Source organism: Coleofasciculus sp. H7-1 (genome assembly GCF_057473865.1).
This window is the reverse complement of sequence record NZ_JBYCCT010000051.1, coordinates 97,359-118,061: the sequence shown is the minus strand read 5'-3', so window position 1 is coordinate 118,061 and position 20,703 is coordinate 97,359. Positions and strand designations below refer to the sequence as shown.

Genomic DNA, 20,703 nt, shown 5'->3' with positions numbered 1-20,703 from the left:
GATGGCGATCGCAACCGCAACATTAGAGAATACAGGTGCAAGTGCAGAGATTGCCCTTGAGTTGTCGCAAATCGCCGAACAACTACGCCGTTGTACCGTACAAGTCCGCAGCAGTCGCGGGAGTGGCGGCTCAGGTGTAATCTGGAATTCTCAAGGTTTGATTATCACCAACGCTCATGTCGCCCCTTTCGACAGGGCGATTGTCGAACTTTGGGATGGACGAGTCATTGAGGCTATCCGCACAGACATCGACTCCAGACAGGATTTAGCGGCACTCCAGGTTGAGACAACTGACCTTCCAGCCGTCACGGTTGGCGACTCCAATCTCCGAGTCGGCGAACTGGTGCTGGCAGTGGGAAATCCTCTGGGTCTAGTTGGCGCACTCACCAAGGGAATTATCCACGCGACTGACTCCATTGATGACTTCAGCACTCAAAGATGGGTTAAGGCTGATATTCGGCTAGCACCCGGAAATTCTGGTGGTTTGCTTGCCGATGCACGGGGGCGAGTGATTGGGATTAACACGATGATTGCAGGTGGTTTAGCGTTGGCAATCCCCAGCAAGAGAGTAGAATGTTTTCTCAAAAGCGATCGCCCTCCCTCTCTGGGTGTCACCCTACGTCCGGTGCTGCTTGGTTTAGAAAATCAGCGCATTTTGGGCTTATTGGTGTTGGAAGTTGCTCCGGGGAGTTTGGCTGCCTCGGTGGGTCTTCAAATTGGCGACGTGCTAATGGGAGTAGGCGGTGAATATTTTAATACCCCTGACGATCTCAAAAGCATTCTCAAGTATGCCGAACCGGGAAAGCAGCTGGTGTGGGAATTTCTGCGTTCTGGCAGACGGTGCTACGCGATCGCATCTGGTAATCAAAACATTGCCGAACCAACCTTTCCAGAGGTTAAGTCAGCGTGATTTCGGTCATGGTGACAGCCGAAAATCCCATCGTGCGTGCGGGGTTGGAGAGCATCATCCGCACCTCTGAGTTGCTGGAAATCGTCGGTAGTTCGTCTAGCACAGACACTTTGGTGCCGGAGGAACTACAACCCGATGTGGTGTTGCTGGATTATTCCTTCTCAGATGACGATCCTGCTGAAGAGAAATTACTCGCGCTTGGTGCAGAATCTCCGGCATTTGTCATTTTAGCGAACAACCCCCACAGCACTTGGCTAGAGTCGGTTTTGCAAGTCGGCGTGCAAGCGATCTTACCGCGAACGGCAACGGCTGAGGAAATTGTCGCAACTGTCGTGGCAGCAGCGCTTGGGCTGGTGGTGCTGCATCCAGACTTTATGGATTTGCTACCTCTCAAAGAGTCCTCCGCACGCCGACTGCCTGCTTCCCCGATTCAGGCGCTGACACCACGGGAGATCGAGGTCTTAGGGATGCTGGCGCTGGGAATGGGTAACAAGAATATTGCCAAGCACTTGACCATCTCCGAGCATACCGTCAAGTTCCACGTATCATCGATCTTTCAAAAGCTCAATGCTTCTAGTCGGACTGAGGCGGTTACTCTGGGTGCGAGGTTGGGTTTGATTCTGCTTTAAGCAGATGAAGGGTGATGGCTATCCACTTAAAGCACCACGCTTGGCAAACCTAATCTCCCAGCCCCCTTAGCAGGGAAGGGGGAATTCAGTTGCCCCTTCCCTTAGTAAGGAAGGGGTTGAGAAGAGGTCAGATCGGGATGCCAAGACTATCCTACAAGAGGAGCGGGTCATATGAAGACGGAACTCGTCTAGTTAGGTTTACTTCCCTCCTGGCCCGTCGTGTCTATTCGGATCTTTCTTCTCCTTCTTAGCGCCATCAGATTCCTTTTTAGGCTTTTTGGATTCTCTACCACCCTTTTCCTTTTCCTTGCCCATAACGATTCCTTAATAGAGGTTCCCTTAATTGTGGAACAATTTAGAGATTTCGGAACACGGAAAACTGTGATTTTAGATTTAGATTTAGGGGAGCAATGGTAGTGTGGCGACCGATAATTAGCGCTGGGACAATTAGCGCGATCGCTGTCTTAAAGTTGCGACCTTCAGGGTCAGCTACATTATCCGTCGGAAAGTCCTCTTCTCAAATCGGTGGCACGCCGGGAATTTGCCCAATTACTCTACAGGCTCTAGCGTTCGCAATGCTTTGTAGAGATGAAACTCGTTTTCAGCAATTCCTTCGGAATATAGCAATCCTAAATGATTCGTGAAGGCGAGATCCCCGAATTCGAGAGAGAAGTCGGGATCTGAACCACTGGCATCTCATCACAACGTTTTTAGCAATCGTGGGAAGATCGCACTACCTCGTAATGTCAGGACTTACGCAACATCACCACATAGTAAGGGCAACCACAGGGGGATTGAACCGACAAGAACGCTATATATATAAGCTTTACGTAACTCCTGAATGTGTTGGTAAGCAATCGTGAAGCCTGTTTGATGACCCTATCCTCGATCGGGAAAAAAGCATAGGTTTATTAATTTCTTCCTTACCCTGATTTCAGCTGCGATGATTGTCGATTAAGTTGAATGTGCCACCATAAAGGCGATCGCGGATCGTGTCATTACTCAGGAAGTCATGGGGGAAGCCCAGATCGATCTGACTTACCTCATTGAGGCGTTGCAAATGTTCTGGCATCAGCTTGACATCCAGACAAGCCAGATTATCTTCGATCTGGCTTACCTTCCGAGAACCGATAATCGGGATGATGACGCTGCTTTGAGCGCTAAGCCAAGCCAGCGCCACTTGTGAAGGCGTGTGTCCACTTTCTTTGGCAACTTGACAAACAACGTCAGCGATAGCGAAGCGCTGACTTGTCAGTTCGCTAACTGGCTTTCGGAAATATTCCCTCCTATAGTTCCGATTCGCCCTTGTTGGCTGCTGCTATTGGGCTGATTGTACTTGCCCGTTAGCACACCGCCACCCAATGGCGACCACGGTGTAATTGCCAAGTCGAATGCCTTTGCCATCGGTAACAAGTCGCGTTCTGGCGTCCGCTGAATCAAACTGTACTCGACTTGCAGCGCTACAAACGGCGTCCAACCGTAACACTGCGCCAGGGTGTTTGCTTGTGAAATAATCCAAGCGGGTGCGTCAGAAATGCCAATGTAGAGTACCTTGCCAGAGCGTACCATGTCATCGAAGGCACGCATCACCTCCTCCACGGGCGTCATGAAATCCCAAGCTTGCAGCCAGTATACGTCAATGTAGTCAGTTTTAAGCCGTTTCAGGCTGCCTTCTAGCGACTGCATCATGTTCTTGCGATGGTTGCCACTGCCATTGGGGTTGCCTGAGCGATAGCGAAGCGCTGACTTGTCAGTTCGCTCATATGCAAGGGAAACGAGTATTTGGTGGCAACGACAAAGCGTTCCCGTTCTGAGGCAATGAACTCACCAACTATTTTCTCGCTGGTGCCCTCTGTGTAGCCGTTGGCAGTGTCAATAAAGTTACCTCCTGCTTCCACAAAGGCATCAAATATTTGGCGGCTTTCATCTTTGGATGCGCCCCAGCCCCAATCTTCACCAAAAGTCATTGTGCCAAGGCAGAGTTCCGAAACTCTTAATCCACTCTTTCCTAATAGCTTGTATCTCATGGTTTTCCTTGTATAACGAAGGTAGTTTTAGCGCCAGCCAAAAATCTGATTGCTAGGAATTAACCTCTTTCAGGATTGCACGCAGTAACTTTGACCTGTCACAAGCATCTTTGTAGCAGACACCGTCGATCAAAAATGTCAGCGGTTTACCATGCTCATCATCGATTCCGGATAACGTCCCCCACTAGCGACGCCCTTAGGTGCCACTTCGTCGATGCGCTGCAAATCTTCTGGTGTCAGATTCACTTCCAGCGCGGCGATATTTTCTTCCAAATATTGCCGCCGCTTAGTTCCGGGAATGGGAACAATGTCTTCACCCTGCGCCAGCACCCAAGCAAGAGCCAGCTGCGCCGATTGGCAGCCTTTTTCTTGGGCAATTTCGTCAATCCGTTGCACCAGTTCCAGGTTTTTCTGAAAGTTCTCGCCCTGAAAACGCGGTGAGTTGCGGCGGTAATCATCAGCAGCCAAGTCATCAAAGCTTTTGATCTGACCCGTCAAAAACCCCCGTCCGAGCGGGCTATAGGCAACAAAGCCAATGCCAAGCTCTCGGCAGGTGGCAAGAATTTCGTCTTCAGGATCGCGGCTCCACAGGGAATACTCGCTCTGCAACGCGGTAATTTGATGTACGGAGCCAGCGCGACGCAAGGTTTCCGAGCCAGCTTCCGAGAGTCCTAAATATCTCACCTTGCCTTCTTGAACCAGTTGCGCCATCGCACCGACGGTTTCCTCAATGGGAGTATTTGGGTCAACTCGATGCTGGTAGTACAGGTCAATCGTCTCTACACCCAGACGACGCAAACTAGCCTCGCAGGCTGAGCGAACATACTCTGGTTTGCCATTGATACTGCGAACGGTCGGGTCTTCGCTGCGAACGATGCCGAATTTAGTCGCGAGAACAATTTGGTCGCGGCGATCGCTAATTGCTCGTCCGACCAGTTCTTCGTTCTTGAATGGCCCATACATATCAGCCGTGTCGAGAAAATTTAGCCCCAATTCCAGCGCCCGATGAATGGTGGCAATCGATTCAGTATCATCGCGGTTGCTGTAAAAATCTGACATTCCCATGCAACCCAAACCAATTGCCGAGACGGTGAGATCGCTTCGTCCTAACTGTCGTGTCTTCATCGCTAATTTCTTTGTGGAAGTTTGCCTGCGCTCAGTCTACGCAGGGAACGATGTTTTGTCGCTTGCCATAGGTGTGATTTTGAACAGACATCTCCAAAAAATAATGTAGAGACGCGAAATTTTGCGTCTCTACAAGGGTTTCAGGCAACGCACCTTTAATTTCTGGAGATGTCTAACAAGAAAATAACGTTAACGATTAGCTAACCCAAAAGTAGCCATGTTTCCCTAACTTTCGCGCGGGTTTCCACCTTTACACTTAGTAAGGCTTTCTCGGTTTTGTAGATGTTCGCCAGCGATCGCTTGAAATTTTTGGTAATCTTTTGGGGTGTCAATGTCGATAACACCCTCCGGAAAGGGGAGGCGAAAGACTTCTGAGGAGTATTTTTTAATGATTTGTTTTGCGCCTACGGTAGTTTTCAGGCTCATCAGTTCTGGGAACAAGGTACGGCTGAACAAAGCGGGTACGCCCAAGCTTCCTGCATACTCTGAAGCAATAATCGGTTGGCGCGTGAGATGATAGGCTTCCACGATTTGATTGAGTAGTTGGGAAGAGATGAAAGGCTGATCGCAAAGGGCGATCGCAACGGCTTCTAAGTTCTGATTTAAATTAGCCAGTGCTTCAATACCCACCCGAATCGAAGAACTCATCCCCTCCGCCCACTGTGGGTTTTCTACGATTTGTACGGGTAATAAGTTGACTTCTGGCTTCATTCGTTCTGCATTAGCTCCCAGAACGACAACGATGGGTTGACAGATGGAAGCGATCGCAATTTCTGCGGTGTGGCGGAGGAAGCTGCGTCCTTGATACAACAGCAGTTGTTTTGGAGTCCCCATGCGAGTGGATGCTCCGGCGGCGAGAACGATCAAACCGACGACAGGCGCATTCATCTGGTACTCCGGTTGTGAATCGGTTCCTGGCGGTTTCTTAATAAACCACCCGAACGATCGGCGAGAACCGCTTGAATTTCCGCCACAATTGAGAGTGCGATCGCTTCCGGTGTATCAGCGCCAATATCCAGCCCCACGGGACCATGCAAGCGGTGAAGTTGGGCTTCTGTCAGCTGAATTCCCCATTCTTTTAGCTCAAGAAGTAACTGTTCGGTTCTTCTCTTGGGACCAAGAATGCCTAAGTATTGCACGGGAGAAGGCAAAAGAGTTTTCAGGATTTCTAGGTCGTGCAGATAGTTATGGGTCATCACCACAGCTACCGTGCGGTTATTGATTTCTACGGTTTCATGAATTGCCTCTGGACGGGACAAAATAACTTCATCGGCGCTGGGAAATCGAGCTGATGTTGCATTGGCAGGTCGGCTATCAATTAGTGTCACGTACCATCCCAATTCCTTCGCCAAGCGTACCACTGGGATGGCATCGTCACCCGCTCCGAAAATGACCAGCGAGACAGGTGGCTGAATCGCTTCGAGAAAAACTTCGGCTTTCCCTCCCAATAAGGGATACAGTTTTACCTGCGAACAATTTTTATCAAGCACTTCACGGGCATCTTCGAGGATGTCTGCACTCAAATCCGCATCTTCGAGGTTACTGAAAATAGTGCCATCTTGATGCAACATTAAATGGGTTCCGACTGGTGCCTTTATTTGACCTTCAATGTGAAATATAGTTGCCAGAACTCCCACTTGCCGACGATGCAGACATTCTGCCAGAAAAGTCAAGGGACTTAAGTTCTCTGGAGTTAGGCGCTCAATCAGAACCTGTACCATTCCTTTACAACCGAGTCCCAGTCCCCAGACGATGTCATTGTCGGAGGTCGTATCGTAGTTCACCAACATGGGTTCACCCGACACGATGACCTGTTGAGCGCGTTCAAAAACGTCATTCTCCAGACAACCACCGCTAATCGAACCGATTCTCTCACCTTCTAGAGTCATCAGCATTCGAGCGCCCGGTCGCCGGTAGGTAGATCCACTGACTTTGACAATGGTGGCGATCGCTACTGTCTTGCCGCAATTTTTGGCTTTGGCAAATGCGGCAACAATCTCCTGTAATTCCTTCATTGTTTTCGCCTTTATGCGGCTAATCTCTGAGAGCATTCTCAAGTTCGCCTTGTCACCCCGCTTGGAAATTAATTTCCATCGCTATAATCTGCCAGGGGTTGAAACCCTGTCTCATAGCTAAAGTCGTCTTTAGACGACTGTACATTAGCCAGGGGTTGAAACCCCTGTCTCATAGCTAAAGTCGTCTTTAGACGACTGTACATTAGTATTTGAGTCGTCTGTAGATGACTTGGGCTAAAAGCTCGTGGACTTAAGTAGCTGGCAGGTTTCAGGAGAAATAGCCCTGCCTTAAAAAGGGGGGCTAAAAAAAGTCGCACATCGCGTAAAGTGGGCAGGACTTACGCAACATCACTACATCTGCCACCGCAACCACAGGGGGATTGAACCGACAAGAACACTATATGTATAAGCTTTGCGTAAGTCCTGGTGGGCTGGGAAGCAGCACAGGACTCGCCGCACATCACCACATAGTAAGGGCAACCACAGGGGGATTGAACCGACAAGAACGCTATATGTATAAGCTTTGCGTAAGTCCTGAGCATTTAGTCCACTTAAGTGGACTTGAGCTATGAGCCAGGGATTTGAATCCCTGGCTGGCGGGTGTGGAGGCTGGTGCAAGATGTGAACTTACAGCAATTTGTCCGGCGTAATCGGAAGGTCGCGGATGCGCTTTCCGGTGGCGTGGTAGACAGCGTTTGCCACTGCCGCCGCGACGCCAGTGATGCCGATTTCGCCAGCGCCTTTGGCTCCAATCGGGTTAACGTGCGGGTCTATTTCTTCGACGAAGTACGATTCAATTGCGGGGATGTCGGCGTTGACAGGTACGTGGTACTCGCCCAGGTTGGCGTTGACGATGCGCCCGGTACGGGAGTCTGTCACCGTTTCTTCTAAAAGTGCCATGCCTAGCCCCATGACGATACCGCCAATCATTTGCGATCGCGCTGTTTTGAGGTTGATTGCCCGTCCCACTCCAAAGGCTCCCACAAAGCGGGTCACGCGCACTTCGCCCAAGTCCGGATCGACGCGCACTTGGGCAAATTGAGCGCCGAAAGAGTGCATGGAAAACTTCTTCTCGGCTTGGGCAAACTTGGCATCGAAGCTTTCTTCAACTTGCTGCAAATTTTGGCGCATCAGCACCTCTTGGTAGGTTTCGCCCTGGTGGCGATCGCTCTTGAGAAACAGGCGTCCGCCCTCAGTCGCCATGTCCGTTTCCGGGACGTTGTACAGGGGGGAACCAGCGTCTGTGCGTGCCAACTCCAGCACCTTCCTACGGGCTGCTTGTGCCGCTTCATGCACGGCAGTCCCCACGCTTCCCATCGTTGCCGAACCGCCCGATACCGGCGCACGGGGCAACTCGGTGTCCCCCAGTTCAAATCGTACTCGCTCAACCGGCAACCCAAGGGCGTCGGCGGCGACTTGCGCCATCACTGTCGCTGTACCCGTGCCCATCTCTTGGGAACCACTCTGCGCCAAGGCGGTGCCGTCTTGCAAAATGCGGACTCTAGCGCTAGCGGGAAAATGGTTCACGGGATACGTGGCGCTTGCCATGCCCATCCCAATCAAGTAACGACCATCCCGCATCGAACGCGGTTCGGGAGTGCGCCGCGACCAGCCAAATTTTTCTGCGCCGAGTTGGTAACATTCTTTGAGCGACTTGCTCGACCAAGGTAGGTTATTGCTGGGGTCTGTGTCTGCGTGATTGCGGAGGCGCAACTCAATCGGGTCGAGTTTCAAGGCATAAGCGAGTTCGTCCATCGCCGATTCCAGGGCAAACATCCCCGGAGTTTCGCCAGGGGCACGCATAAATGTCGGCGTCCCTTTGTTGAGACGGACGAGACTTTGCTTGGCTTGCAAGTTCGGAGTGGCGTACATCATGTGTGTCCCCACGGTGTACGGTTCGACGAATTCCTCGAAGGTTGAAGTATGGGAAATGCCCCGATGAGCGATCGCGGTCAATCGACCGTCGCGCGTTGCACCGAGTGCTACTTGTTGCTCAGTTTCCGCCCGGTGCCCGACGGTGGTAAACATCTGTTCGCGGGTTAAAACTAATTTCACAGGACGACGAACCTGACGGGCAGCGATCGCAGCTAGGGTTACGTGGGGCCAAACCGAACCTTTGCAGCCAAACGCACCACCGATGAATTGACACACGACGCGCACGTTTTCTTCGGGGATACCCAGCGTCGTCGCCATCGCCTGACGCACCCCGAAGTTGTACTGCGTCGCGTCGTAAACGGTGAGCCGATCTCCCTCCCACACGGCAGTTGTCGCGTGCGTTTCCATCGGGTTGTGGTGTTCGGTGGGAGTCCGGTAAGTTTCTTCAATCCGCACCTCCGCAGCGGCTAAGGCTTGCATCGGATTGCCGCGTATCGTCTCTGGCGGTCTGCCAAACACTGACTTCGGTGCGTATGCCTGCGCCTTTTCCATCTCCACCACCGGCGTTTCTGCTTCGTAATCGACGCGGACGAGGGATGCCGCGTAGGTGGCGTTTTCTAGGGTGTCGGCAATGACAACGCCGATGTGCTGACCGATGTGATGTACAACCGCTTCTTGCAGCACCAGGCGGTTTTCAGCGGCAGCGCCACCCCCTAACAAGGTGGCAACTGGGCGGAGTTTAGGCGCGTTGAGGTGCGTCAAGATGCCCAGTACACCCCCGCACTTTTCCGCCGCACTGGTGTCGATGCTTTTAATGCGTCCACAGGCGATCGCGCTGCCGATAGTGACGGCATAGGCGAGATTTTCTAGGGGGATTTCTGCCGAGTAGCGGGCACCGCCCGTCACCTTCAGGCGTCCATCCACCCGATCCATCGGCTTGCCCACAGCTTGGTTTGTTGCATTATCAGATTGACTCATACCGTGCCTCCTGCTGCCTTTGTGAGTGCCCGCGCGATCGCTCGTTTCGCCATTTCAACTTTGAATCGGTTGTATTTTTGGGGTTTGGCTTCGCGTATCGTTGCCTCTGCCGCTGCTGCAAAGGTTTGCTCGTTTGCTTTGGCACCAACTAGAATTTTCTGGGCCTCTACCGCCCGCCACGGCTTATGTGCCACGCCCCCCATCGCCACTCGCGCCGCTTTAATGATGCCATTATCAATATCGAGGGCGGCGGCAACAGAAACCAGGGCAAATGCATAACTCGCGCGATCGCGTACTTTTAAATAATGCGATCGCTCGGCAAAGGGTGAATTGGGCAAGTCAACCGCCACAATTAACTCGTCATGTTGAAGCACCGTATCGATTTGGGGCGTATCTTCCGGTAAGCGGTGAAAGTCACTTATCGGAATTTGTCGCTCTCCGTTCGATCCCTCAACGCGCACCACGGCATCCAGCGCTGCCAGCGCCACGCACATATCCGAAGGATGCGTTGCAATGCACTGTTCGCTGGCACCGAAAATCGCGTGAATGCGGTTATACCCTTCAATCGCCGAACAACCGGAACCGGGTTCGCGCTTGTTGCACGGCATCGCCGGATCGTTGAAGTAGTAGCAGCGCGTTCTTTGCATCAAGTTTCCGCCGACGGTTGCCATATTCCGCAGTTGCGGCGACGCGCCAGCGAGTAATGCTTGAGAAAGTAACGGATAGCGATCGCGCACCAGCCGATTATTTGCTACGTCGCTGTTACGTGCCATCGCCCCGATGCGTAAGCCATTCGGTATTGCCGTAACATCTGCCAATGGTAGCCTGGTAATATCTACAAGTTGGTCAGGCTGCGCCACCCCTCCTTTCATCAAGTCAATTAAATTAGTGCCACCGGCGATGAATTTCGCTGCCCGATCCCCGGCAACTGTCTGGATGGCTGTGCCTTTTTCAGTAGCACGCACATAACTAAAAGGTTTCATTAAAACTCCTGTGCAGTTTTCTCCTCTCACGGGTAATGGATGATTGGTATTTCTTCCCCATTACCGACTACCCATTGCTACTCTGCATCTGATGAACTTCGCGCACGGCGGCAACAATACCAGGATAAGCACCGCAGCGACAGAGATTACCGCTCATGCACTCCCGAACTCCCTCATCGGATGTCGGGCACCCTTCTGCCAATAGACCCACCGCAGACACGATCTGACCGGGTGTACAATATCCACACTGAAAGCCGTCATGCTTAATGAAAGCCGCCTGCATGGGATGAAGTTCATCGCCGCGAGCTAAACCTTCAATCGTTGTAATTTCTGCGCCTTCCTGCATCACCGCCAACGTCAGGCACGAGTTGATGCGCCGTCCATCCACCAACACAGTACACGCACCGCATTGTCCGCGATCGCAACCTTTCTTGGTGCCTGTCAGACCGATGCGTTCGCGCAGTGCGTCCAGTAGCGTCACGCGCGGTTCTATTTGCAAAGTGTGCGCTTTACCATTGATCCGCAGCGTCACGTCAATACTACCAGGCTCCAGCGTTTTCGCTACTGCGGTGGAAGTCTTAGGGCTTGTTTGCATAAAAATATTTTTTGTAAGGTTTGCATTTGCGAAGCGAGATGCGATCGCGTCCTTGGCAACGACTAAGGTACTTGCGATCGTTAGCTGACCGAACCGTCGCCGTGTTATCCTCAGCTTCATTTTTGCACCGTCAAAATTGGTCTAATAATAAAGATAGTGCGTTTTACAATACTTGGCATGAAAACGGAGTTTATTGAGAATTCAGCTAGATCTAAAATTCCTCACCGTCGCCAATAACGTATTGCACCTCATATCTTGCACCAAAGTCATCACCCGCCAGGAAATCAATTTCTTTGCTGATAGCTTGCATTCCGTTAAAACGGACTAAAATTCAGAAATATCAAGGCTTTTAGTCCATTTCAATGGAATGCAAACTATAAGCTGTGGAATTCAAATTCCGAGCGGGTTATCGGTTTGGTGCAAGATATTAGCCAGGGGTTCAAACCCAACAAAGCTCCGGTAGGAATCTGGATTGGGCTTGTTGCAATAACCAGCCCGCCAGCCCGGGGTTCAAACCCAACAAAGTTCCGGTAGGAATCTGGATTGGGCTTGTTGCAATAACCCGCCAGCCCGCCAGGGGTTCAAACCCCTGGCTAATAGCTCAAGTCCACTAAAGTGGACTGGGGAAGAACTTCAGTCCACTTTAGTGGACTTGAGCTATTAGCCCGGAACTTGAGTTCCGGGCGGGATTGGCGGCTTGTTAAGAATGGTGCAAGATATCAGTTACACCCGGCTTTGTAGAACAGCCACCCAAAAATCAGATGATTGTAGCTGAAACACCTCGCTTAATTCTCCGACATCTCACCTGGGATGATGTAGACGACTTGGCACCCATTTTTGCAGATCCAGTCGTGATGAAGTTCTTCCCCAACACGCGGACATCCGAAGAAACCAAGCGCCACATCGAGTGGATATTCAGCTGCTACGAGAAACACGGCTTCGGTTTGTGGGCGACAATTCACAAAGCTGACAACAAGTTTATTGGTCGGTGTGGATTAATACCGCAGCTAGTGGATGGGCAAAAAGAAGTCGAGATTGGTTATATGCTTGCTAAGGAATACTGGGGAAAGGGTTTGGCAACCGAAGCTGCTAGTGCAATTCGGGATTATGGTTTTAAGATTGGTTGTAACCGCCTCATTTCCTTAATTGCTCCGGGAAACATCGCGTCTGTGAAGGTCGCAATGAAAGTCGGCTTGACTTACGAAAAAGACACAATTATTCAGGAAAAGACTGTTCGCGTTTATGCAATAAACAGACCCGATCTTCCGTAGAATTAACTACAGCAGTTTGATCGGCTGAGCAACAGCGAGATAGAAAAGGGAGGGTTACAAATGCGGATTTTATTTGTGTGTACTGGCAATACCTGCCGTAGCCCAATAGCAGAAGCGCTATTCCGACAAAAAGCCAAAGGAATGGAAGTCGAGGTGCGGTCGGCAGGCGTCGTGGCGTTTGCGGGAGATTCTGCATCCCCACAGACCCAGCGCGTCCTGAAGGAGTATGGTATCCATCACTACCATGAAGCGAAGCGACTGGATCGCCAGCTGATCGATTGGGCGGATTTGGTGCTGACCATGACGGGCGGGCAAAAGAAAGCGATCGCTGATGCATTCTCTGCTGCTGCCGACAAAGTATATACCTTAAAAAAATACGTTGGCTATCACGAGCGAGCTGAAATCGCCGATCCCTATGGTGGAGACTTGACAACATATCGACAGTGTGCTGGAGAAATTGAGCAAAAACTGGATCTGTTGTTAGAGAAGCTAGCAGATTTTCGTAGGTTGGGTTGACGGAGGAAACCCAACACGTGCATGGGTTACGCGATCGCTAACCCATCTTACAAATAATTAATCCCGCCTACTTAGGGGCGAGAAAATAATCGGGATTACTCAGTTTTGACGCAGTTGAGCATCCGCAAAGTGGCGGCGGCAGCATAGTTGCGGCGAGTCGGAGAATTTGGCTCAAACTTGCTACCGACTTCATTGACTGGGGAGGCAACGTTGCAATAAGAAGACATTTGGCTAATCAGCGAGGCAGCCCAGTGTTTTTCGGTGTCTGAGAAGGTTTTTGCTGAGTTTTTGATCGCTAATTCTGGGGCAAGTCCACGCATCGTTTTACCAAATTCAGCAGCACGTCGCAGCACTGCCATCAATTCAGCTCTGGTGACGGGTTGAGTGGGTTTAAAGGTGCCGTCTTGGTAGCCACTGACAATTTTGTTATCCCGCGCCCATTGAATTTTAGCGGCACTCCAGCGCGAAGCATCGACATCGGGATAGGGTCGAGATGCAGCTTGAGTAGGGATTGTGACATTAGCTCCTGGTAGCTTCGTTAAAGATTCCAACACCATAGACACCAGTTGCTCTCTGGTTAAGGCAACTTGAGGGCGGAAGGTGTTGTCTTCTTTGAAGCCAGCGACGAACCCCAGCGCCACAGCTTGTTCAATTTCTTTAGCGTAGACATCTGAGGCGATATCTCCGAAGGCGGAGCTTCCGGGAGTCGTTGCGATATCGCCAGGGTCGATTCCCGGCGCGGCTTGGTCGCTGGCAAGATAGACGTGACCGAGGGTTTTACCGTTGTAGGTTCTTTTGGCGAACCGCCATGCCGGATCGAGATTGATTTTTATAAAGCCATCGCTGATGCCGTTGGTTCTGCCAATTTCAATGGTTGGGACAGTGCGATCGCTAAAGTTGGTGCCGACGAGGACGAGTTCGCCGTTGCGCTGAACCAGGTTGAAGCTGTACTTCAGTCCCAAATCCGTCCCCGCCATACGGATAGAATAGCCGTTGCTGTCGGTACTGCGTCCGCAAATGCCGCTGAAGTCAAAGTTGAGTAGCAGCGGATCGACTGCCACCGGGCGATCGCCACTTTCACTCCAACACGCCCGTTTATCTGATATCTGTTCCAGAATTAGCAGTTGATGACTATTCGTGCCGTAAGGGGCAGCTACGGCGATAAATTTACCTTGTTCAACTTCTTTTTGAGTAAAAATAGCTGCGGGGCTGGGGTTGACGGCATTGAGGGTGGAGAGGACGACGGTGGCTAGGGCGGCAATCGACCGTCCAAATAGACGCTTGGAGGAGCTTGAAGGCAAAGACATGGTGAGGAGGTTATGGAGCTGGGTAGATTTCTTTTCTTTAGTTATGTGATATTATGCTTTACCCAAAAGTTCCCCGCTCATGTCGCCCAAATCAATATGAGCAAGGCGCTAGATGCCTTGTACTTCCGGTGCGGCTGAAACTTGGTAGACGAGGGATGCCTGGAGTTGAGAATAAGGTTCTAGGGTAAAATTCCAGGTGCAAAAGCCGTTTTCATCGGGTTGCAGGCGATTTGTAGTTTTATCGGAGATTACCTCAACTTTCACTTGCTCTAGCTCAGAAATTGGCACCCGCTCGGTAGTTTTAATTGCTCTCGGTTCTGCGCCAATATTGGAAAGGAACAATGTTGTTGTAGTTGTGATAATGTTCCATTTAGTAAGATGATCCTGTTTTCTTTTTTGGGTTTGGGTGCGCTGCACGCGCATTGCATTATCCGATCCCCATCCCAAAGCAAATTTCTCTCCAGGCGCGATAAATAGAACTGCGGTGCGACCGACAAAGCCAGAAGTCCGCACTAAATCCACTGGTCCGGCTAGAATCGGGAATTTAGAAGTGTTTGTCTGTTCGCTCTTGAGGATGACTTGATAAGACAACTCTGGCATCAAGACATACTCTACAGAGGCGGGAGAGTCGAAGGAGAAGATGGAAACGCGGTAAGGGCGACCATCTGAGGGAATGGTTGCTTTGGTCTGGCTGCGTAGGTTGCGGACTTCGCCGCCGTCATCAACGCCGGGTAAATCGACGGTAGCGGGGGCGGTGTCGGTTCCCAAACCTGTTGTCTGAACTTGTTGATCTCTAGCTTGAATGATGATCTGCTGAGATTTTTCTTGAACATTTAAAGGGTCATCTGTCAATAGTGGTGGTTCAGTTCCCAAGGAGGCGCGGGCGGTGGAAAAGACTAAATCTACGTCTTTCCAATCTTCTCCAGTGCGTTGCCAGACGCAGCCATCGAAGCGGAAAGAGAGACTCGGTTTTTCGGCGAGGAGAAGGCGTGCTTGGTGCCAGGGTCGCCATATAGCACCGGGAACCACGTAGTCGAAAGCGATCGCATACTCTCCTGCTTGGGGAATCATTAAGTCGGCTTCGATGTTGGCAGTGTAGACCCTATCCGGGCGGGATAAGGCTTCTGCTTGGGTAATTAAGTCGTTAATTTGTTGGTGCAGTTGTTCTTGAGTGTGATAGCTGCTGAAGATTTCCGATCGGAAATCTCGCAATTGTTTAAATAAACTGGAAATTTGCTCTCGCCAGGATTTGGGGTCGATTTGTCCCCAAATTGCATCCACGGGGAGTTCCTGCAAACCTTTAGCAAGTATGGTGTTTACTCGCTCGAAGCACGATTCGAGGTGCTGGCGGTCTTCGCTGATATTGTTGAAGGAGTTGAGTAGCGATCGCAGTTCTGCTTGTAGAGATGCGAAATTTCCCGTCTCTACATTGGCTAGTCGATCTGTTTCCTTAACCAACATCTGGCGGCGAACGCGAACATCGTCAATTCTTGCCTCTGGATATTCTTCACAAAACTCTGCCCGGAGAGATTTATCGGAGAGGACTGGGGCAACTTTCTGGACTTGGATTCTCCACAGTCCTTGGGTTAAATTAATTTTGCCAATTCGTCGCACCTGGGCGCGGTCTTCTAAGAGTGTGACAATTGAAACGGGTGCATCTAGGGTTAGTTCATTGATGACCTGATTTGCTTGCATGAGATGAAAGTGATGAGGGTTTGAACCACAGAGGCAAGAGAGAACACAGAGGAAGAGAGGGAAAGAGGAGAATTTCTCAATTAGCAATTTATTACTCTTCGCGTCGATTTCCGCCGATTAGTTGGCTATCGACAAAAGTTTTAATGGTGTAATCAACTGATAGGGTAGTTTCCTCCTTGGCGGGTACTTCGACTTGCCAGAAATAACCGCCTTTGATGGGTAAGTTGCGTTCTTGTTGTTCGTATTTTTCCCAAGGTGGCGAGACGCGATCGCACTGGATATCTACTTTGGCTCCTTCTTGGGCAATGGGGAGTCTTTCCCGTACTTCAATCTTGGCAACTCTTGGTAGATAGTTGTTAATATCGATTTTAATTTTGTGGCGCAGTTCGTTGAAGGAGACGATGGTTTCGCCGGAACGAACTTCTTCATAAACTGTGTTTCGAGCAACTTTGATGGCTTGTTCTACTCCTAGCCCTAATTCCATCTGTGCTTTTGGTGGAACTGTGGCAATATTTGTAGATAAGATGTACTCGCCATCGACGTAGATATCCGCAGGACCAGCTAGTAGCGGTGCTTGTAGGGGGTTGCGGAGTTGGGCAATTCTGAAGACGTTGGTATCTTCGCGGGGAACGACAATGTAGCGCAAATCTACATCTGTACTGTTGCTAGTTAGGGCGACGGAGTGAAATTGAGCGTCTGAGGGGACATCAATTCGTCCATCGGCGCTGTAGGCATAGTCGAAGGAACCCGCAACGCTTCGCACGTTAATACCACCGGGAGGAAGTGCAACTGAGAGACAGTTTTGGGCGTTAGATACAGCCTGTTTCACTACCTGCATGACATTAAACGTAACCGTAACTTTCTGACGTTGAAGGATTTCTAAATATATTTCCTGCTGTTGTTCTATCGACAATTTACCGCGCTTTGCTCGGTCATCTGCTGTTCCCATTCGCATAAGACCGTATGCAAGTAAATCAGTTACAGCATTCTCATCTGTAGTATCCTCCAGTTTCTGCCTCCTTCGACGCTGGAGAAATTCCGGTGCTTCTGGTGGGGCAGATGCCGACCTTTTCAGTGCTTTGTGGGTCGCTAGTCGGTCTCCTAGGGAAAGGGATTCCACTTCCGGTGCCAGTGATTGCTCCACATCCTCATATTCTGCACAAGGCGCTGCTGCTGGCATAGCCATTGCCATACCATAACTAACGTGCATTTCGGAGTGATACACCATCAGATCGGGTAAGGGTGGGACTGGAGGAGAGTTGTATAAGAAATTCGCCGCCCTTTGTGGCGACGCCCTTTGTGGCGACACAGCAGCTAAAGCGGTCTGTTTCTGGCTATCGTAGTCCTCAAATAGTATCTCTGCACCAATTGGCGGTTTGCGCCAGCCTGATTTTCCGATCGTTGGTTGCACTCGTCCTAGCCGCAATGAGGGCAATTCTGGCAACTCACACCAACTTATCGGTTCAGCTGTAGAAAGTTCCAATCTTACCCCTGACCAATCTTCACCTGTACGCTGACAAATTAAGGCTCTGACGGCAATACTGGCACTAGATTCCGCACTATTTAGGCGGCAAACATAGGTGGGTGTCCAACGCGCACCAGGGACGAAATACTCGATAACTAAGCGTGAAAAACCTAACCTCCCTTCCCCCTTTCCTACAAGGGAAGGAGGGGAATTTTGACTCGACTCTCCTACAAGGAGAGGGGTAGGGGGAGTTAACTCTTCGTAACTCAAACGGACAATTACCGTCTTGCGAAGCTCATTTGGTCTAGCATTTCTGGCGGTGGAAGCAATAGCCTGCTTTTGTTGCAAATCGGCAAGATATTCTTGAGCTAGACGCAATTTTTCCAAGTTTTCCCGCTTTTCCTGCATTCGGGCGCGGATTTGTTCGTCGCTGAAGTTTGCCAAAGCAAGCCTAGCGTTCATTGGCGAAGGCGGCGGTGCTGTCCCTGGTTTAGTTTCGGGGCGATCGGGTACTTTTAGATTATTGAGGACGACGATCTCATTTTCGATGAGGGCGATCGCGTCCTCAATGCGTTGTACCTCAGCCGTCGCTGCACGCAATTCCTCATCAGGTGGTGGGTTCTGTGTCTCTTGCGGCGGGGGAACGGCTAAACCAATGCGAACATCTGAGGCAATGGGGGACGGGATTTGCGTCTGTAGAGATTCAACCCTCACCCGGACGCTACTATCGTCTAGCGCTAGAGGCAGTCCGGCTATCTCAACGTATTCTGGCATTTCCCCAGCGTTCAGCGGTAACTCAGCAATCCGAGTCACAGTGGCACCGGCAGCGTAAACTTTAACTGTGTCAATCCGAGAAGCCAGTTCTTGCATCGCCATGATGTTCGCGCTCTCGTTACTGCCTATAGATCCAGTAAGGCACAGGTGAAGAAGCGATCGCAAGTAACTCAATTAAAAATTTAAAAATAAAAATAGACTTTAAACTTTTTAATTTGGCATTTTTAATTCTCCGCTGTCGCCAAAGGGAATGTAAACCAGAAAGTAGAGCCGCGATTCGGGCGACTTGTCACTCCAATTTCTCCACCGTGAGCGGTAATAATTTGCCGACAGAGATACAACTTTAAGCCGATGTTGGTCGAGCAGCGAGCTTGAGGAGCGCGGACGAAGAGATTGAATAAGCGATCGCACTCAAGCTGACTCATTCCTATACCATTATCCTCGATAGTAAAGCGAATCATCTGCCGTTCAATTTTAGCTTTTAGGGTCAACTTCAATCCAGGCGGATTTTGTTTCAAGGCATAGGTAAATAGATTTTCAAAAACCCGCTGACTCTGATACGGATCGACCATAACTAACGGTAAATTTGCCGTTATCATATTTTTGATAGTTGCTTGATTTTCCATTAACATAGGTTGCAAGTCTCGGAGAATCGCCGGAACCAGTGTATTTAATTGAACCAACTCCCGCTGAAGGACAATTCCTCTATTTTCGGTGGTATTTGTTTCGATTAATGACTTAATCATGCTTAGTTGGCGTTCGTTGCCTTGAATCATTCGCTCTACAAGAGAACGAGAAATTGTCACTTTTTCTTCTGGCGAACCGAGCAGATTATTTAACACCATGATAGTGCCCAGAACCGAGGTGCGGAGATCGTGAGAAACTGTATGTAAAACAACGTCTTTAATCCGATTCAGCTCTTGCAGTTCCTGCATTTTCTGCTGTAGCTGAGCGGTACGTTCTTCTACTTGGCGTTCCAGATTGGCATTCAGCGTTTGTACTTGTTGGAAGAGAGAAGATTGCTGAATTGCGATCGCTACCTGTACTCCCAGTTGATCGAGCAAGTCAATTTCACACTGCTGCCACTCCCTTGGTGCAGAGCATTGATTGGCAATTAAGATGCCATAAAGTTTGTCTCCCAGCATAATCGGGACACCAATGCCAGCTTTGACTTGATATCGATTGTGGTACTCAGCGATAAATGCAGATTTCTCTACTTTCGTTGTATCATTGACAACTCGGATGCGATCGAGTTCAAATATCTGTTGAATTTCCTGGTAAGCAATATTCTCTGTAACCCAACCCAAAATTGACGAAAAATTAGGATCTACCGACTCTGCTACGGCTGTGCCTTGCCCTTTTTCATCAAAGTAACTAATAAAGACGCGATCTGCGTGCAAAAACCGCCTAACTTCTTCAACGGTGGTGTTAAGAATTTCATTCAGATCGAGCGATCGCCTAATTTTCAAGGCAATCTCGTAGAGCAAACGCTCTCGTTCTGCGGCGGCGCTAACCAAAGCTTCAGCAGCTTTGCGCTCAGTAATATCGCTACTTACAGAAAGTAGGCATGATTCGCCACTAATGTTGACAATTTCTGCTGAAAACAAATATATTCCCACTTCGCCAGACTTCTTGCGAAACTCAAATTCCTGGTTGCGAATCGCTCCCTGTTCCAGCAAAATCTGTTGCATCCTAATGCGTTCTTCTGGATTCACCCAAGCATTGATTTCAATTGAGTTACGACCAATAATTTCTTCTCGTTGATAATCGCTAAGGCGGAGAAAGCTATCATTGACATCAATATAACGCCCTTCATTGAGTGTTGTGATACTCATGGCATCAGGGCTATAACGAAACGCTATAGAAAATTTTTGTTCCGAAAGCAAGAGTGCCTCATCGTGAGTCTTGCGCTCGGTAATATCTATCAGCAAGCCATTCCAATAAATGTCGTCATTTCCTTGCAAAATAGGTCGAGCCGCAGTTTGCATCCACTTTAGTTTTCCCGATTTGGTAATCACACGACCTTCCCATATCCAAGGTTGGAGATTAGCTGCCGAAATAGCTAATGACTGTTCATAAGCTTCCCGATCGTCTGGATGGATCGGGTTCCATAATAGAGTCAGGTCAGTATAAGCTGAATAAGGCGCTAATTCTAAGAATTCTTGACAGTCGGAATGGGCAAATAGTAACCAGCGGGAATCATCATCGCGATTGAGGAGCTGAAAAATAATTCCTAGCTTGTTGGCTGCCACTTTTTCAAGTTTTGGATCGCTTTGTGGCAGTGGAATATCTGCGGGTAAAAGATTTTCCCAAGAATGGGTGACAGTTGGTAACTGAAAATCTGAATCAACTTGTGTTACCGGCTGGCTGACTATTTCTTCAATACTTTGTTCCTCCAAATTCAGGAGCTGCTTTAACTGTTCAAAAGCTGCTTCATCTCGACAGCAAGCCCGTAAAGCTTGTAAATAATTTAAATCAGAAACCATGTCCCTCCTAGATATGGGATTATGCTGAAAAACTGATTGATGAGCAGCAAGT

General features: G+C 49.8%; 14 protein-coding genes and 1 pseudogene. 4 read left to right on the top strand and 11 right to left on the bottom strand.

The genetic code is table 11. The features are described 5' to 3' along the window. Position 1: 1 nt before the first annotated feature. Positions 2 to 910, top strand: coding sequence for a S1C family serine protease (locus AC2VDX_RS12690; protein ID WP_378180643.1), 909 nt, complete (start codon positions 2 to 4; stop codon positions 908 to 910). Beyond that, positions 907 to 1,539 carry a response regulator transcription factor gene (locus AC2VDX_RS12685; RefSeq protein WP_378180640.1) on the top strand — a complete coding sequence of 211 codons (633 nt, stop codon included), beginning with the start codon at positions 907 to 909 and terminating at the stop codon, positions 1,537 to 1,539. Before AC2VDX_RS12690 ends, AC2VDX_RS12685 begins: the two co-directional genes overlap by 4 nt. 934 nt (positions 1,540 to 2,473) lie before the next feature. Here AC2VDX_RS12685 and AC2VDX_RS12680 read toward each other — a convergent pair. The 7 genes and pseudogenes from AC2VDX_RS12680 to AC2VDX_RS12650 form a co-directional block, all read right to left on the bottom strand. Continuing rightward, positions 2,474 to 3,566, bottom strand: a pseudogene (locus tag AC2VDX_RS12680) (aldo/keto reductase). 138 nt (positions 3,567 to 3,704) lie between these two features. Further along, the gene (locus AC2VDX_RS12675; RefSeq protein ID WP_378180637.1) at positions 3,705 to 4,691 is read right to left on the bottom strand and encodes an aldo/keto reductase; all 987 of its coding nucleotides are present in this window, start codon (positions 4,689 to 4,691) and stop codon (positions 3,705 to 3,707) included. 225 nt (positions 4,692 to 4,916) lie between these two features. Beyond that, positions 4,917 to 5,579 carry a nucleotidyltransferase family protein gene (locus AC2VDX_RS12670; RefSeq protein WP_378180634.1) on the bottom strand — a complete coding sequence of 221 codons (663 nt, stop codon included), beginning with the start codon at positions 5,577 to 5,579 and terminating at the stop codon, positions 4,917 to 4,919. Continuing rightward, positions 5,576 to 6,706, bottom strand: a complete 1,131-nt coding sequence (locus AC2VDX_RS12665; RefSeq protein ID WP_378180631.1) for an XdhC family protein — start codon at positions 6,704 to 6,706, stop codon at positions 5,576 to 5,578. Before AC2VDX_RS12665 ends, AC2VDX_RS12670 begins: the two co-directional genes overlap by 4 nt. A gap of 627 nt (positions 6,707 to 7,333) precedes the next feature. Next, entirely contained in the window at positions 7,334 to 9,559 is a 2,226-nt protein-coding gene (locus AC2VDX_RS12660) for a xanthine dehydrogenase family protein molybdopterin-binding subunit (RefSeq protein WP_378180628.1), read from the bottom strand. After that, entirely contained in the window at positions 9,556 to 10,542 is a 987-nt protein-coding gene (locus AC2VDX_RS12655) for an FAD binding domain-containing protein (protein ID WP_378180625.1), read from the bottom strand. The genes AC2VDX_RS12660 and AC2VDX_RS12655 overlap by 4 nt, the downstream gene beginning before the upstream one ends. A gap of 67 nt (positions 10,543 to 10,609) precedes the next feature. Beyond that, positions 10,610 to 11,257 carry a (2Fe-2S)-binding protein gene (locus AC2VDX_RS12650; RefSeq protein WP_378180622.1) on the bottom strand — a complete coding sequence of 216 codons (648 nt, stop codon included), beginning with the start codon at positions 11,255 to 11,257 and terminating at the stop codon, positions 10,610 to 10,612. A 641-nt stretch (positions 11,258 to 11,898) separates the two neighbouring features. Between AC2VDX_RS12650 and AC2VDX_RS12645 the strand changes: the two genes are divergently transcribed. Continuing rightward, positions 11,899 to 12,408, top strand: coding sequence for a GNAT family N-acetyltransferase (locus AC2VDX_RS12645; RefSeq protein WP_378180619.1), 510 nt, complete (start codon positions 11,899 to 11,901; stop codon positions 12,406 to 12,408). Positions 12,409 to 12,468: 60 nt separating this feature from the next. Continuing rightward, the gene (locus AC2VDX_RS12640) at positions 12,469 to 12,924 is read left to right on the top strand and encodes a low molecular weight protein arginine phosphatase (protein WP_378180616.1); all 456 of its coding nucleotides are present in this window, start codon (positions 12,469 to 12,471) and stop codon (positions 12,922 to 12,924) included. Positions 12,925 to 13,019: 95 nt separating this feature from the next. Here the strand turns inward: AC2VDX_RS12640 and AC2VDX_RS12635 are convergent, their stop codons facing one another. The 4 genes from AC2VDX_RS12635 to AC2VDX_RS12620 form a co-directional block, all read right to left on the bottom strand. Beyond that, the gene (locus tag AC2VDX_RS12635; protein ID WP_378180613.1) at positions 13,020 to 14,231 is read right to left on the bottom strand and encodes a DUF3747 domain-containing protein; all 1,212 of its coding nucleotides are present in this window, start codon (positions 14,229 to 14,231) and stop codon (positions 13,020 to 13,022) included. Between the two features lie 108 nt (positions 14,232 to 14,339). Next, on the bottom strand, positions 14,340 to 15,926 hold the full coding sequence (locus tag AC2VDX_RS12630; RefSeq protein WP_378180610.1) for a mucoidy inhibitor MuiA family protein: 1,587 nt from the start codon (positions 15,924 to 15,926) through the stop codon (positions 14,340 to 14,342). A gap of 91 nt (positions 15,927 to 16,017) precedes the next feature. Continuing rightward, on the bottom strand, positions 16,018 to 18,267 hold the full coding sequence (locus AC2VDX_RS12625) for a DUF4139 domain-containing protein (RefSeq protein ID WP_378180606.1): 2,250 nt from the start codon (positions 18,265 to 18,267) through the stop codon (positions 16,018 to 16,020). 122 nt (positions 18,268 to 18,389) lie between these two features. After that, positions 18,390 to 20,651: a PAS domain-containing sensor histidine kinase gene (locus AC2VDX_RS12620; RefSeq protein WP_378180603.1), complete on the bottom strand. Its 2,262-nt coding sequence runs from the start codon at positions 20,649 to 20,651 to the stop codon at positions 18,390 to 18,392. Between the last annotated feature and the right edge of the window lie 52 nt (positions 20,652 to 20,703).